The 15,364-nt window shown below is 35.2% G+C and carries 14 protein-coding genes; 10 read left to right on the top strand and 4 right to left on the bottom strand.

Annotation, left to right across the window (positions count from 1 at the left end; all coding sequences use genetic code 11):
* Window positions 1-7 precede the first annotated feature (7 nt).
* Both apaG and BWZ20_RS06095 read right to left on the bottom strand, forming a co-directional pair.
* Entirely contained in the window at window positions 8-394 is a 387-nt protein-coding gene (apaG, locus tag BWZ20_RS06100) for a Co2+/Mg2+ efflux protein ApaG (RefSeq protein ID WP_076617735.1), read from the bottom strand.
* A 63-nt stretch (window positions 395-457) separates the two neighbouring features.
* Window positions 458-1,834 (bottom strand): pyridoxal phosphate-dependent decarboxylase family protein, encoded by a 1,377-nt coding sequence (locus BWZ20_RS06095; RefSeq protein ID WP_076617733.1) that lies wholly within the window; start codon window positions 1,832-1,834, stop codon window positions 458-460.
* Window positions 1,835-1,908: 74 nt separating this feature from the next.
* Here BWZ20_RS06095 and BWZ20_RS06090 point away from each other — a divergent pair, with 74 nt between their 5' ends.
* Window positions 1,909-2,445 (top strand): cysteine dioxygenase, encoded by a 537-nt coding sequence (locus BWZ20_RS06090; protein ID WP_076617731.1) that lies wholly within the window; start codon window positions 1,909-1,911, stop codon window positions 2,443-2,445.
* Here the strand turns inward: BWZ20_RS06090 and BWZ20_RS06085 are convergent.
* Window positions 2,442-3,695: a DUF5103 domain-containing protein gene (locus tag BWZ20_RS06085; protein ID WP_076617729.1), complete on the bottom strand. Its 1,254-nt coding sequence runs from the start codon at window positions 3,693-3,695 to the stop codon at window positions 2,442-2,444. The two genes, BWZ20_RS06090 and BWZ20_RS06085, sit on opposite strands and share 4 nt — an antisense overlap.
* 162 nt (window positions 3,696-3,857) lie before the next feature.
* Between BWZ20_RS06085 and BWZ20_RS06080 the strand changes: the two genes are divergently transcribed.
* From BWZ20_RS06080 to BWZ20_RS06040, 9 genes are all read left to right on the top strand, one after another.
* Entirely contained in the window at window positions 3,858-5,207 is a 1,350-nt protein-coding gene (locus BWZ20_RS06080; RefSeq protein WP_076617726.1) for a Na(+)-translocating NADH-quinone reductase subunit A, read from the top strand.
* Complete coding sequence (locus BWZ20_RS06075) at window positions 5,207-6,484, top strand: NADH:ubiquinone reductase (Na(+)-transporting) subunit B (protein ID WP_076617722.1); 1,278 nt, start codon at window positions 5,207-5,209, stop codon at window positions 6,482-6,484. The genes BWZ20_RS06080 and BWZ20_RS06075 overlap by 1 nt, the downstream gene beginning before the upstream one ends.
* A gap of 2 nt (window positions 6,485-6,486) precedes the next feature.
* Window positions 6,487-7,281: a Na(+)-translocating NADH-quinone reductase subunit C gene (locus tag BWZ20_RS06070; RefSeq protein ID WP_076617719.1), complete on the top strand. Its 795-nt coding sequence runs from the start codon at window positions 6,487-6,489 to the stop codon at window positions 7,279-7,281.
* Window positions 7,282-7,284: 3 nt separating this feature from the next.
* Complete coding sequence (locus tag BWZ20_RS06065) at window positions 7,285-7,917, top strand: NADH:ubiquinone reductase (Na(+)-transporting) subunit D (RefSeq protein ID WP_076617716.1); 633 nt, start codon at window positions 7,285-7,287, stop codon at window positions 7,915-7,917.
* A 79-nt stretch (window positions 7,918-7,996) separates the two neighbouring features.
* Window positions 7,997-8,734, top strand: coding sequence for an NADH:ubiquinone reductase (Na(+)-transporting) subunit E (gene nqrE / locus BWZ20_RS06060; protein ID WP_076617714.1), 738 nt, complete (start codon window positions 7,997-7,999; stop codon window positions 8,732-8,734).
* 12 nt (window positions 8,735-8,746) lie between these two features.
* Window positions 8,747-10,057: an NADH:ubiquinone reductase (Na(+)-transporting) subunit F gene (nqrF, locus tag BWZ20_RS06055; protein WP_076617711.1), complete on the top strand. Its 1,311-nt coding sequence runs from the start codon at window positions 8,747-8,749 to the stop codon at window positions 10,055-10,057.
* A gap of 156 nt (window positions 10,058-10,213) precedes the next feature.
* Complete coding sequence (gene lipA, locus BWZ20_RS06050) at window positions 10,214-11,086, top strand: lipoyl synthase (protein ID WP_076617708.1); 873 nt, start codon at window positions 10,214-10,216, stop codon at window positions 11,084-11,086.
* Window positions 11,086-12,102, top strand: a complete 1,017-nt coding sequence (gene gap / locus BWZ20_RS06045) for a type I glyceraldehyde-3-phosphate dehydrogenase (protein WP_076617705.1) — start codon at window positions 11,086-11,088, stop codon at window positions 12,100-12,102. Before lipA ends, gap begins: the two co-directional genes overlap by 1 nt.
* A 29-nt stretch (window positions 12,103-12,131) precedes the next feature.
* Complete coding sequence (locus BWZ20_RS06040; RefSeq protein ID WP_076617703.1) at window positions 12,132-14,369, top strand: ATP-binding protein; 2,238 nt, start codon at window positions 12,132-12,134, stop codon at window positions 14,367-14,369.
* Here the strand turns inward: BWZ20_RS06040 and lpxK are convergent.
* A complete protein-coding gene (gene lpxK, locus BWZ20_RS06035; protein ID WP_076617700.1) occupies window positions 14,366-15,364 on the bottom strand; it encodes a tetraacyldisaccharide 4'-kinase in 999 nt (332 codons plus the stop codon). The two genes, BWZ20_RS06040 and lpxK, sit on opposite strands and share 4 nt — an antisense overlap.

Below are 15,364 nucleotides of genomic sequence, written 5' to 3'. Positions count from 1 at the left end.
TCGAAACCTAATTAAGTGCAAAAGGAGCACTTAATTTAAAAGAAGGAATATATACCTTAAACTTACTAGCTTTGGTAAAGTTTACCATATTATAATGGCCTTGCATAGCGCCAAAAGGAGAAGTTAGTAGACAACCAGAATTATAAGTGTGTTTTTCACCTGGTTTAAGTACAGGTTTTTTTCCAATAACACCTTCACCTTCAATAATCTCTTCGTTATTAAGGGCATCAAGGATTTTCCAGTGGCGAGAATGTAACTGAACAGAATCTTTACTTTGGTTTTCAATAGTTACCTTATATCCAAAAGCAAAATGCACTTTATAATTTTTATAAAAAGTGCCTTCAAAATTGGTTTCTACGGAAATTTTTATACCGCTTGTAACTTGTTGTACCATTGATTATCTGTGTGTTGTATCTGCTAAAATATAATAAATTTTCATTGAAGCCATATTTTTAAGCTAAGAGGTAGATATTTTTAACATTTTATCGTTAACATGCATTTCTAGAGTTTTAAAAAATGCTAAAATATCAGTTTCTTCCAAGACGCTATTAATAGTTACCATACGAACAAACTGCTCATCCTTAAAAGACCCAAAACCAACCATAAGATCCGAGTTTTCATATAAGGATGTACAAAGTGCTTTAGCGTCAACATCCTTGTAGTTAAAGCAGACAGAAATAGAATCATCAAAACTATAAAGTTTATAGTCTTTGTTTTTTTTGATGTATTTTCTGGCAACTTCAGCCATTTCAAACTGCTTGTCAACAATTTTCTCTAATCCTTTGGTGCCAACGGATTTCCATAGTGTCCATATTTTAAGAGCGTCATTGCGTCTACCACATTGCATTGAGGTTTTACCTAGATTAAAATCATCGCCATCGGTTTGGTATAAATAATCAGCTTCGTTAGAAAATGAATGGTGCAGTTGCTCAGGATGTTTTGTAACAATAATAGAGCAACTTAACGGTGTGCCAAGCATTTTATGTGCATTAATACTAAACGAATCTGAATGTTCTAATCCGTTGACTAGATGTTTATATTTTTTACTGAAGATGACTCCGCCACAATAAGCACCATCAACATGAAGCCAAAGCTTATATTTTTTGCTCATACTACTGATAGTATCAATATGGTCAAAAGCACCCAAAACCGTTGTACCTGCGGTGGCATTTATAAAAAATGGTATGTGTTGGTTTTTGAGGTCTTCTATTATCAAAGTTTCTAAATGACTGGCTTGCATTTCACCTTTGTCATTGGTATTAACAAGACGTACCTGCTCGCGTCCAATACCAGTTAAAGCTGCATTTTTTGCTATGGAATAATGGGATTCTGCAGATGTGTAAACAATCATTTTTGAGGTTAGACCTTTTAATCTGATGTACTCATTTTTGGCATCTCTTGCCATAATAAGTGCCATCATATTACTCATGGAGCCTCCTGGTGCAAACGTGCCATCACTATTTTCTGGATATCCTGCGAGTTTAGAGATGTTTTTGAGAACTTGTTTTTCTATGCCAACTTGTGGTCCTGCTACCTTGTAGGTATACATGCTGTTATTGAGCATTACGGCTAATAAATCCCCTAAAGTTGCTTTGCTTATTCTTCCTCCAAACAGTTGATTAAAAAAGGATTTTGAAGCTGTTTTGGGCGTGCTTTTTATAATATTTTTTAGATTACCAATTAGGGCATTATCAACTATACCATCTTCATCTAAAGATAAGTCTAGTGTTTGGTATAGTTTAGAAGTGGATATTTTTTTGGCTACAGGCTGTTTATTTTCTTCAACCAATAACTGTTCGGCGAGTTCTAAAAATATATCGAGATCTTTTTGCATTAGATTGATTTCAAATTTTGCATAGCATAAATTTATTCCTATTTTTCGGTATTAAAGAATTATTTTAATAAATATTGAAAACACAAGCACTCATTAATACACTCATTAACTTACTGACGGAGTCTTCTAAAAAAGATTACACAAACATTCTCTTAAATTTTAATTTTCAGGATATAGACTTTTCGGAAATAGAACATTGGAAACCCCATGATTATACAAGAAACTGTTTTTATAAGGATAAAAATTTTGAGCTGATTTTAATTTGTTGGGATAAGGGACAAAAAACGGCTATTCATAATCATAATGGTGAAGAATGTTGGGTATATCTCTTAGAAGGTGAGTTAGAAGAGGATTTTTATGAGTTGGATGATTCTGGGCAATTAGAATATAAATCATCTCAGATTTTAAGGCCAAATGAAATCACTAAATCTGAAGGGCATGATGTATTTCATAGTTTAGGAAATAGTACTAAAAGTAGAGCAATAAGTCTTCATGTGTACGCAAAGCCAATAGCGCAAAGTCTTACTTTTGATGATGCTTTAGGAAAGTTGGTTGATAAAAAATTGAGTTACGACACCTATAAAGGTGTTGTGTCTTCTGAGGTAATTTAGTTTGAAATATCTACAGAGGTAGCTTCGCCATAACCAATAAGTCTATCAAACCGAGCGCCTAGATCTCTGTAATAGACTAAAACTTTGTAGTTGTTTTCGGTTTGCCAATAATCGCCACTAATAGCGCCCTCATCTAGCTCACCAGTTGTGCTATCTACCACAACGTATTTGTAATTATAAAATCCCTGTTTTAGTCTAAAACTAGTTTGGTACTCACCTTTTTCGGCATTGTATTCTAATTTGGTTAAAGGCTCAATGGCAAAGGCATTAAAGTTTCCATAAACATGTATATCCTTACCTATAAGTTTTTCTTGGGCGAGAGAAAAATGAACCATAGTGTAGTCGGCTTCAATATCGGTGTCTAATCTGTCAGCTGCCGTTACCTGAAAAACACCATTAAGATCAGGGTTGTAAGTGTAAGGTCTTCCTGCTCTGGGAATATTTGTGTATAAATAGCTTTGGTAAATATCTTTTAAATCAATAAACTGTACACCAACGTTAGAGGTTCTAACGTCTTTATTTTCAAACCATAAATACTCATTGCCACCCCAAAAAGCAGACTCTGTATCGTAACGGTAAATAAGTTCGTTACCCAATGTGTATTGTGGTTTTAAATCTGATATTGACGTGTTAAGGTTGTTGTTTTGAATAATAACCGTTTTAATCGTTTCGAGCGGATTGTTAAAATTAATGCTATTTGTTGAAATGGTAAGGTCAACCGATTGTTTTTCATCAATGACTGTAACATCCCTTGAGCGTTTTACTCTAACACCAACGTTAACCAAATCTTCGTAAATCATAAATTTCCTGCTGAACATCAGTTCATCATATTCGTCATATATAGAAATCATGTAATTACCACTTTTCAATAGCCCTCTTGTCTGAATATTTGGTATCTGTAACTTGTAATGAGAGTAAACTTGGTAAGTGTTGAAAGAATTGTAATATTCTAATATACGCTGATTATCTAACCCTCTCAGGTATTCAGCTTTGGCAAGAATAGAAGGTGTCCAGTCAAAATTAAAGTGTTCTATAATGTAATAAAAGTCCTCTTCATTGGCGTTAAGTGCATCGAATTCTAAGATTAAAGGTTCGCCTAGTTTTAAAACCGGTAACTGACCTTGTGTAGTGTTGCTTTTAAAGGTTATGGTTTTTATAAAATCTGGTGGGCTTACCTCTTCTACCTGAGAAAATAAAGTAATTGGTATTACTAAAAAATATAAAATAAAATAAAAATTCTTTGTTGTCATATGATAAATGTAGAATGGTATAAAGATAATCAAAATCTATGCCTTTAGACAAAGAGGTTATTTATAATCATTATAAATAAGAATGTTGATGTTAAATTGAAAATATTTTCCTCTTTAATTCTTAAATTTGCACGGATTTTTAGATAACTAATCTTTAACTATATGTCAAAGGACATCAGAATAAAAAAAGGTTTAGATATAAAACTAGTCGGCGAAGCTGAGAAAACAATCGAAAATGCTATTGTTAGTAATTTTTATTATATCAGACCAGAAGATTTCCACAGTATTATTCCAAAACTTGTTGCTAAAGAAGGTACACGTGTAAAAGCGGGTGAAACGCTGTTTTACAACAAGGACATGGAGGATATGAAGTTTGTTTCACCTGTTTCGGGCGAGATAACTGAAATACAACGTGGTGCAAGACGTCGTATCGACGCAATAAAAATTACTGCAGACAAAGAACAATCTTATGTAGATCACGGTAAGTTTGATATGTCATCTGATGCAGATAAACTAAAAGCACATCTACTGGCATCTGGTTGTTGGGCTTTTATTAAGCAACGTCCATACGATGTTGTGGCAAAAGCTAATAGCATTCCAAAAGGAATTTTCATTTCAGGGTATGCTAGTGCGCCTTTAGCTGCTGATTTAGATTATACCTTAGCAGGCAAAGAAGCAGAATTGCAAGCTGCTGTTACTGCACTTTCCAAACTTACTGAAGGGAGTGTTCATGTTGCTATAGGAAGTTCTGATTCTCCATTAGCAGGATTAGATAATGTAACTACTCATAAAGTTTCTGGACCACATCCTTCAGGTAATGTTGGTACTTTAATTAATAAAGTAGACCCAATCAACAAAGGTGAAGTAGTATGGACTGTTAATGCCCAAGATTTAGTAATTATCGGCGAGTTATTATTAACAGGGAGATTTAATGCAGAACGTATTGTTGCTCTTACAGGTTCTTCTGTTAAGAAACCAAGATATTTTAGAACAAAAATTGGTTCTGAAGTTGCTACTATGGTCTATGACAATGGTGTAGACAAAGATGGTAACGACAGGATTATTTCAGGAAATGTATTAACAGGAAAAAAAGTAGCACCAGATGGAGCTTTAGATTATTACAGTAATGCCATTACTGTGATACCAGAAGGTGATGACTATGAATTCTTTGGGTGGAATAAGCCAGTATTCAATAAGATTTCTACATCTAGAGCTTTAACTTTTTCATGGTTAAACCCTAAGAAAAAGTACAACCTCAATACTAACACAAACGGTGAGCATCGTGCTTTTGTGGTTACAGGTAGCTACGAAGAGGTATTTCCTTTGGATATTTACCCAATGCAAATATTAAAAGCATGTATGTATAATGACTTAGATGAAATGGAAGCTCTAGGCATGTACGAAGTAGCACCGGAAGACTTTGCGTTGACAGAATTTATTTGTGTGTCTAAACAACCACATCAAAAAATAATAAGAGAAGGATTAGACTTAATGCTTAAAGAGATAGGATAATGGGTTTAAAACAAAATTTACACAATTTTAAAGAGAAAAATAAAGATAAAAAGTGGCTTCCAGGATTTAATGCCCTTTTTACTTTTTTGTACATGCCAAACGAGACTACACATAATGGTACTCATATAAAAGCGGCAGATGATCTTAAGCGTACCATGAATACGGTAATAATGGCTTTAGTGCCATGTTTAATTTTTGGGATGTTTAATGCTGGTTACCAGCATTACCTAGCACAGGGCTTAATAGAATCTGCAGACGGGTTTTTAGGTGCATCTTTCTGGACATGGGACAATTTTGTTATTGGTCTATGGCAAGTTTTACCATTGGTAGTGGTATCGTACGGTGTTGGCTTAGCTGTAGAATTTGTATTTGCTATTATCAAAGGGCACGAAGTAGAAGAAGGTTATTTGGTAACAGGAATGTTAGTACCATTAATTGTACCGGTAGACATTCCATTGTGGATGTTAGCGGTAGCTGTAATCTTTGGTGTAATCATTGGCAAAGAAGTATTTGGTGGCACGGGAATGAATATTCTTAATCCCGCGTTAACTATCAGAGCATTTTTATTTTTTGCTTATCCAACTTGGATGTCTGGAGATAAAGTATGGGTCCATGGCGCTGTAGAACGTGATCAAGCCATTGCAAATGGCGCTAATTTAGATGCGATCTCTGGCGAAACTTTGTTAGGGTATTATGCTAAATCCGGACAAGAGTTAACTGTAGCAGGGACAGATACAGTAACCACTTATGGTGCTAGAGCAGAAGAATTATACTCTTATGCAGATATGTTCTGGGGTATTATACCTGGTTCAGTAGGTGAGACTTCAAAGTTCTTAATTATCGTTGGTGCTCTATTTTTAATTTTTACTAAAATAGGAAGTTGGAGAATAATGCTAAGTACAGTAATTGGTGCATTAGTTATGGGATTAATTTTTAATGGGGTTGTCGATGCTGGTTGGATTGGCGAAACAAGTAAATTCTACGGACTAATGAGTGTTCCATTTTGGCAACACCTTATCATTGGAAGTATATTGTTTGGTGCCGTTTACATGGCTACTGATCCTGTAACCGCATCACAAACAAATAAAGGAAAATGGATATATGGTTTTTTAATCGGATTTATTTCAATTATGATACGTGTCTTTAATCCGGCTTATCCTGAAGGTGTATTCTTAGCGATTTTGTTAATGAATGTATTTGCGCCTACCATAGACCACTATGTAGTTCAGGCCAATGTTAAAAAACGAATGAAACGATTAAAAGCGAAAGTTGCATAATCATGGAAAATAAAACAGATAAAAATTCTTACACCATCATATTTGCCATCGGAATGGTAATCGTAGTTGGTGCTTTGTTAGCATACCTAGCCTCGACGCTTAAACCAAAAATCACAGAAAACCAAAGGTTAGAAAAGCAGCAGAATATTCTCTATGCTATGGGCATAAATGAAAACGACGAAACAAGTGCAGTATTCATCTCTACCGACAAAGCTCCTGAGGCTTTTGATAACAATGTCACTGATCAAATTGTTATTACTGTGGATGCTAATGGTAAAGTAATTAAAACTCAGAATAGAGACGAGTATTTTAAGGAGACGAACCAAGAACCTTATCTTATAGACGTTAAGAAGCAGCAAGCAAGTGTAAAAGCTGGAGGAAATAGAAAGCTTCCCTTATTTGTGGGTAAGAACCCAGAAGGTAAAAAAGTCTATGTTGCGCCAATCTATGGTAAAGGACTTTGGGATGCTATTTGGGGTTATGTAGCGATGGACGAGGATATGATTGTTAGAGGTGCCTATTTTGATCATAAAGGGGAAACACCAGGTCTTGGCGCTAACATAAAGCAGCGTTATTTTATGGACGACTTTTACGGTGAGCATCTGCTAACTAAAAATGGAGCCTTTAAAGGAATAACAGTAGCAAAGGGTAATGCAGATCCAAAGAATAACGATAAAACAGACAATGAGGTAGACGCTATTGCTGGTGCAACAATTACGGGTGACGGTGTAACAGCAATGATTAAGAAAGATTTAAAATTATACTTACCTTACTTTAATTCATTAAAAGGAAAATAAGCGATGGCAAAAGATAGCAGATTAATATTAGACCCACTAACAGATAATAATCCAATTACTATTCAGGTATTAGGTATTTGTTCAGCACTTGCAATTACTGCTGAGTTAGAAGCATCTATCGTAATGTCTATTTCGGTGTTGTTTGTAATGGGTGTAGGAAACGTTGTCATCTCTTTGATGAGAAACATTATTCCTTCAAAAATTAGAATTATAGCACAGCTTATTGTTGTAGCGACACTTGTAATCATAGTAGATTTGGTTTTAAAGGCTTTTGCTTACGAACTAAGTAAAACGTTATCTGTATTCGTTGGACTAATCATTACTAACTGTATCATTATGGGGCGTTTTGAGGCTTTTGCTTTGGGTAATGGACCGTATAGGTCATTTCTAGACGGTATTGGTAATGCGTTAGGCTATGGGATTATATTAATAATTGTAGGATTCTTCAGAGAGCTTTTAGGTTCGGGAACGCTACTAGGAATTCCTGTGTTAGGGGATCCAATAGAAAAAACCGGTTTATACGCCTTAGGATATGAGAATAACGGTTTTATGCTGTTATCACCAATGGCTCTAATTGTAGTTGGAATTATTATTTGGGTGCAACGAACAAGAAACAAAGCATTAATAGAAGATTAAATGTAGTAATGAGATTTTAGTAATGAGAATTTAATCTTCTCAATATACTAATTGCTCAAAACTCAATACTTAAAAGAATATGGAACACGTAGAATTATTTTTTAAATCAATATTTATAGATAATATGGTATTTGCAACATTCTTAGGAATGTGCTCATACCTAGCGGTATCTAAGAAAGTATCAACAGCTGTTGGTCTTGGTGCTGCTGTAATATTCGTATTAGCGATTACAGTGCCCTTAAACTGGTTATTAGATCAGTATATTTTACAACCAGGCGCCTTATCTTGGTTAGGTGCTGAGTATGCAAGCTACGATTTAAGTTTCTTATCATTTATTATGTTTATCGCTACCATAGCAACTATGGTGCAGTTGGTAGAAATTATAGTAGAGAAATTTTCACCTTCCTTATACAACTCTTTAGGTATATTTTTACCATTAATTGCTGTAAACTGTGCAATTTTAGGTGGATCTTTATTTATGCAATCCCGTGAAATTGCAACCCTAGGTCTGGCACTAAACTACGGTGTTGGTTCTGGTATAGGTTGGTTCTTAGCCATTTTAGCTATTGCAGCAATCCGAGAAAAAATAAGATACAGCAACGTGCCAGCGCCGTTGAGAGGGCTTGGTATCACTTTTATAATTACAGGATTAATGGCAATCGGCTTTATGAGTTTTGGTGGAATGCTAACAGGTGGAGATGATGAAGGAAAAACTGAAGACAAATCCGCTGCAATAGAAAGAATTCAAGAAGATGTTGAACAACAAGAGACTAAGCCTGAGTCTGATTTAGAATTAGCTGAAAATATAAATAAGTAATTGATGAGCATGATGATATTAGCCGCAAATACAATCGGAACTGTAGTAGCAACAGTTGGAGCCTTTTTATTAGTGACGCTATTACTAGTAGCACTATTATTATTTGTAAAACAAAAATTATCGCCTTCTGGACCAGTAAAAATCCTAATTAATGGCGAAAAAGAGATTGAAGTGGCCTCAGGTGGTACCCTACTATCAACATTAGGAAGTAATAAAGTATTCTTACCGTCTGCATGTGGTGGTGGTGGAACATGCATTCAGTGCGAATGTCACGTACTATCTGGCGGAGGAGAAGCTTTACCTACTGAAACACCTCACTTCTCAAGAAAGGAACTTCAGCATGGTGCTCGTTTAGCATGTCAGGTAAAAGTCAAACAAGACATGGAAATTACTATTCCCGAAGAAGTATTTGGTATTAAAAAATGGGAAGCAACCGTTGTTCGTAACTATAATGTTGCGTCTTTTATTAAAGAGTTTGTTGTTGAAATACCTGAAGATATGAATTACAAAGCAGGAGGTTACATTCAGATTGAAATACCACCATGCGAAATTAAATATTCTGATATAGATATTACCGCACACCCAGAAGAGCATGATACACCAGATAAGTTTCAAGCAGAATGGGATAAGTTTGGTCTTTGGCCATTAGTAATGAAAAACACAGAAACTGTAGAGCGTGCATACTCCATGGCTTCTTACCCGGCGGAAGGTAGAGAGATTATGCTTAACGTACGTATTGCTACTCCACCATGGGATCGCGCAAAAAACCAATGGATGAATGTAAACCCAGGTGTAGCATCATCATACATTTTTGCTCAAAAGCCAGGTGATAAAGTAGTAATATCTGGTCCCTATGGCGAATTTTTTATCAATGAGTCAGAGAGTGAAATGCTTTATGTTGGCGGAGGTGCAGGTATGGCACCTATGCGTTCGCACCTATATCACTTATTCAAAACCTTAAAAACAGGTCGTAAAGTAACATACTGGTATGGTGGACGCTCAAAGAGAGAGTTATTTTACATTGAGCACTTTAGAGAATTAGAGAAAGATTTTCCTAATTTTAAATTCTATATGGCATTATCAGAACCGTTAGAAGAAGATAATTGGAAAGTGAAAAAAGATATTAATGATGAAGAAGGGGATGGTTTTGTAGGATTTATACATAACTGTGTTATTGATAATTATCTAAACCATCATGAAGCGCCAGAAGATATAGAATTGTACTTCTGTGGCCCACCGTTAATGAATCAAGCTGTTCAGAAGATGGGAGAAGATTTTGGTATCCCAGACGAGCATATACGATTCGATGACTTTGGTGGATAAGCACCAAAATAAACAACAAAAAATCCTATTCTGATGCTATTTCGAATAGGTTTTTTTGTACCCTTACTATTCTTTTAGCCGAGGTAATGGTTTGTGTAATATCATCGTTCTTTAATTATTTACTTCGTATCTTTGTTATACAGAAAAAGAAAATGCATGGAAACAAAAGTAGCTTCAAATATATTACCAGAACGTAAGCCTAAATGGTTAAGAGTCAAATTACCAACAGGTAAAAAATATACAGAACTAAGAAGTTTAGTAGACAAGTACAAGTTAAATACTATTTGTACATCCGGAAGTTGCCCAAACATGGGAGAATGTTGGGGAGAAGGAACGGCTACATTTATGATATTAGGCAATGTCTGTACACGTTCTTGCGGATTTTGCGGTGTAAAAACTGGAAGACCAGAAACTGTTGATTGGGATGAGCCTGAAAAAGTAGCACGTTCTATAAAGCTTATGCAAATAAAGCATGCTGTTTTAACAAGTGTAGATAGAGACGATCTTAAAGATATGGGAAGCATCATGTGGGCAGAAACCGTAAAGGCTGTGAGACGAATGAACCCTGAAACCACCCTAGAAACATTAATTCCAGATTTTCAAGGTATAGAGCGTCATATTGATAGAATAGTTGAGGTGGCACCAGAGGTGGTATCACATAATATCGAGACTGTGAGACGATTAACGAGGGAAGTTCGTATTCAAGCAAAATATGACCGCAGTATGGATGTATTAAAATACCTAAAACAACAAGGACAACGTAGAACTAAGTCTGGAATAATGCTAGGTCTCGGAGAGGCAAGGGAAGAAGTTATTGAAACACTTCACGATCTTAGAGAAAACGATGTCGATGTTGTCACTATTGGTCAGTATCTTCAACCAACCAAAAAACATCTACCTGTACAACGATTTATCAATCCAGACGAGTTTAATGAATACAAAGAAATTGGTTTAGATCTTGGGTTTAGGCACGTAGAAAGTAGCGCATTAGTGAGATCTTCTTACAAGGCACAGAAACATATTAATTAATGATAAAGGTTGCCATAAATGGATTCGGTAGAATTGGCCGACGTGTATTTAGATTAGCATTAGACCATCCAAAAATAAAAATCGTTGCTATTAACGATATATCAGATGCCAAAACATTGGGTCACCTTCTTAAATACGACAGCATACATGGTGTGCTTCATAAACATGTTACCTACAGTGCTAATAGTATTATTATAGACGGTGATGCAATCCCTTTATTCAACGAAAAGCATCCTAAAACAATCAACTGGAAATCAACTCAACCCGATATAGTTGTTGAATCAACCGGAAAATTTAAATCCAAAGCAGAATTACAACACCATATTACTAATGGTTCAAAAAAAGTGATCTTGTCTGTTCCGCCTACGGATGATGACATCAAAACTATAGTTCTTGGTGTCAACGAAGACGCTATCGTAGGCTCAGAGTCTATTATATCAAATGCTTCTTGCACCACCAACAACGCAGCACCAATGATAGCTTTAATAAAAGAACATTTTGGTATAAAACAGGCTTATATTACAACGGTTCATTCATACACTACAGACCAAAGTCTGCACGACCAGCCACATAAAGACTTAAGACGCTCCAGAGCTGCAGGCCAATCTATTGTGCCAACAACAACAGGAGCTGCAAAGGCTCTGACAAAAATATTTCCTGATTTAAGCGATGTTATCGGAGGCTGTGGTATAAGAGTTCCTGTAGCAAACGGCTCACTAACTGACATAACTATTAATGTAGAAACTGATACTACTATAGAAGAAGTAAATTCTATATTTAAGAACGCTTCAAAAGGGTCATTAAAAAATATTTTAGAGTATACAGAAGATCCAATAGTTTCAATAGATATTGTAGGTAATAGACACTCTTGTATATTCGACTCTCAGATGACTTCCGTTATCGGAAACATGATGAAAATAGTGGGCTGGTACGATAATGAAACGGGCTATAGCTCGAGAATTTTAGATTTAATTTGCAATTTATCGGATAAAAAAGCACTTTTATCGAATAAATAATTATATTTGCTTTAATAAATAAAGCTGAAATGTCCCGAATCAAATATAACTTATTTGTGTTTTTAGCAAGTTTCTCTAGTCTAATTTTCTCTCAGCAGGGTCTTGAGGAAGATTCAGACATGTTGGCACTACGTCTGCAAGAACGTGTAAATCAAGCAAAATTAGAGAGCGATAGAAGCGATTACTATAATGCCTTAAATAACTTAGAAAAAGCTTTAGAAATTGCCAAAACTATCGATGATAAAATTAGTCAAGGGACTACACTTACAAAAATTGCCAAAGTTCGCTATTTGGTAGGAGAAAGAGATAAAGCCAACATAGACCTTCAAAAAGCAATACAGCTACAGCGAGAAAATAACGATTACGGAAACCTTGCCCTTAGTTATAACATACAAGGGGTTGTTTACAGTACTGACCAAAAGTATGGGCTTGCATTAGATTACTATAAATCTGCCAAAAACCTGTTTGAACAAGAAGATCTAGAAGAATATATTTCAGAAGTTACCCTAAATGAAGCCAAAGCCTACATTGCTCTCAATAGATACGAAGAAGCGAAAACACAGCTAGAAAAGACCATTATAATTGCTAAAAAGTACGATCAACAAAGAGTTTTAAGCAGTGCATTGATTCAGTCTAGTAAAGCCTCGAGCTCACTCGGTAATATCGACTTGGCATTATCTCAGGTTGAAGAAGGTCTTGCAATAGCAAAAACCTATGATATTGTTGAAAACGTTAATGAAGCTTACTTAACCTTAAGTGATATACATAAAAAAAGAGGTGACTATAAAAGTTCTTTAGAAAATATAACAAAGCACATACGACTCTCGGATTCTATACTAGATGTTAAACGTGAAAACTTAGCTCCAGGCGTTTCAAGTCAAATCATCAATAAATATAAAGATGCACAAAACGAGCAGCTTAAGCAGCAAATAGATGAAGTAAGTGCCGAAAGTAATTTTACAAGAATTACCACAATATTAAGCATAGCTTTAATAACAATTTTGTCGTTATTAACCCTGTCACTCTACAAAAACAATAACATTAGGCTTAAGACCAACAATATGTTGCACAAAAAAAATGATGAGCTCATTGTTGCCAAAGAAAAAGCTGAGTTGGCTTCAAAAACAAAAGCTAATTTTTTATCTACAGTAACGCATGAGTTGAGAACTCCGCTCTACGCAGTCACAGGTTTAACGAATATGTTACTAGATGAAAACCCAAAAGAGCATCAAATACCACATTTAAAATCACTGAAGTTTTCTGGGGATTATTTATTAACCTTTATTAATGATATTCTTCAAATCAATAAAATCGAAGCCAATAAAGTTGAACTAGATCCGGAAATATTCAACCTAAAAAGTAAAATAGAGAATGTAATGTCTGCCTTAGATAATTCGGCTAAGGACAACGGTACTAAATTACATCTTAACTATGAAGATGGGTTGCCAGAAACTTATAATGGTGACCAATTAAAATTATCCCAAATCTTAATTAACCTACTAGGAAATGCCATTAAATTTACAAAAGATGGAGACATCTGGGTAAGAGCTTACAAGATTGACCAAAAGGACAATAAGTACACTCTGCGCTTTGAAATAGAGGATAATGGCATCGGTATTACAAAAGAAAAACAAGATCAGATGTTTGAGAGCTTCTCACAAGGATCCGTACAAATTAACCGCAAATATGGCGGAACAGGTCTTGGATTATCTATTGTAAAGGGACTCATCAAAATTCTTAATGGTAAAATCTATCTGAAGAGTGAACTTGGAAAAGGCACAACATTTTTCTTTGAGATCCCTCTAGAGAAGGCAGAAACCATTGAGACACCTACGGTAGAAGAAACTAAACAATCAAATAAGATGGAAGATTTGGATCTAAGCAATGTTAAGATTTTAATTGTTGAGGACAATAAAATTAACCAGATGATCACTAAAAAAATCCTAAACAAAATGGGGCTTTATTGTGATGTGGTTGATAATGGCGAAGCTGCCGTAGAGCAAGTTAAAGCCACAGATTACAATGTTGTTTTAATGGACATCCATATGCCTGGCATCAGTGGGTTAGAGGCCACAAAACTCATTAGAGAGTTCAATAAAGATTTGGTAATCTTTGCACTGACTGCCGTTACATTAGAAGATAAGATGCACGAGTTTGGGGAAGCCGGTTTTAATGACATTATTTCTAAACCCTTTAAGCAAGAGGACTTTGAAGGAAAGTTATATGATGTACTTTCTGGTAAAGAGGTAGTTTCTAATTATTTTTAACCTACAAAAGTCTTTATAGACGTGTCAAAAGCATCTTTTTTGTCAATTGTTAATTCAATCGGAAGGTAGAATAATTTAGCGACTAAGCTTTCATTATCTACAAGTCTTACAAAATCTTTCTCTGTTGTAATTATCAATTCTTTTTTTGCCAATTCTTCAATATCATTTATCCGGAAGCTATAATGATCAGGAAACTCCAAATGATCAAAATTTAATCCCTTAGTTTTTAAAAATTCAACCAAAGGCGTTGCATTGGCTATACCAGTTACAAGTGTAAATTCTGGTAAAGATTGTAATGTCATCTTAGAATGTGCTGAAATAACCCTTTCAGCGTAACTTATAGAACTAAACACTAATTGCTGATGTGGTTTAATCCCTAACCTATTAGAAATTTTATGCTTTTCACTTTCAGAAATATCCGAGGGACATTTTGTTACTACAATTATATCAGCTCTTTTGGCACCAGATCTTGGTTCTCGTAAGTTTCCAGTAGGCAAAACAATATCATTGCTATAGAGATTGTAATATGCGGTTAGCAAAATATTGAAACCAGCTTTTACCTTTCTGTGCTGGTAAGCATCGTCTAGTAAAATAACCTCGGGTTTGTCTTCTAGTAGTAGCAACTGAGCAATTCCATTTTGGCGATTACCATCAACAGCAACTTTTATATCCTTAAATTTTCTGAAGAATTGAAACGGCTCATCACCAATGGTATCAGCTGTTGCACCTTGGTCTGCCAACTCATAACCTTCGGTTATACGTTTGTAACCTCTGCTCAGTGTAGCAACAGACTTTTCATCTTTGAGCAAACGAATCAAGTATTCTATCATAGGTGTTTTTCCTGTACCACCAGTACTAAGATTTCCAACACAAATAATCGGAATGTCATATGATTTTGAAGACTTAACACCTTTATCATATAGCCAATTTCTTAGCCAGGTCACCAAGTAGTAAATTGGCACAACAGGAAACAATATGATGCGTAGAAATTTCAC

This window comes from Winogradskyella sp. J14-2 (assembly GCF_001971725.1).
GTDB lineage: Bacteria > Bacteroidota > Bacteroidia > Flavobacteriales > Flavobacteriaceae > Winogradskyella.
The sequence above is the reverse complement of the archived record's forward strand: the minus strand, read 5'-3'. Positions and strand labels throughout refer to the sequence as shown.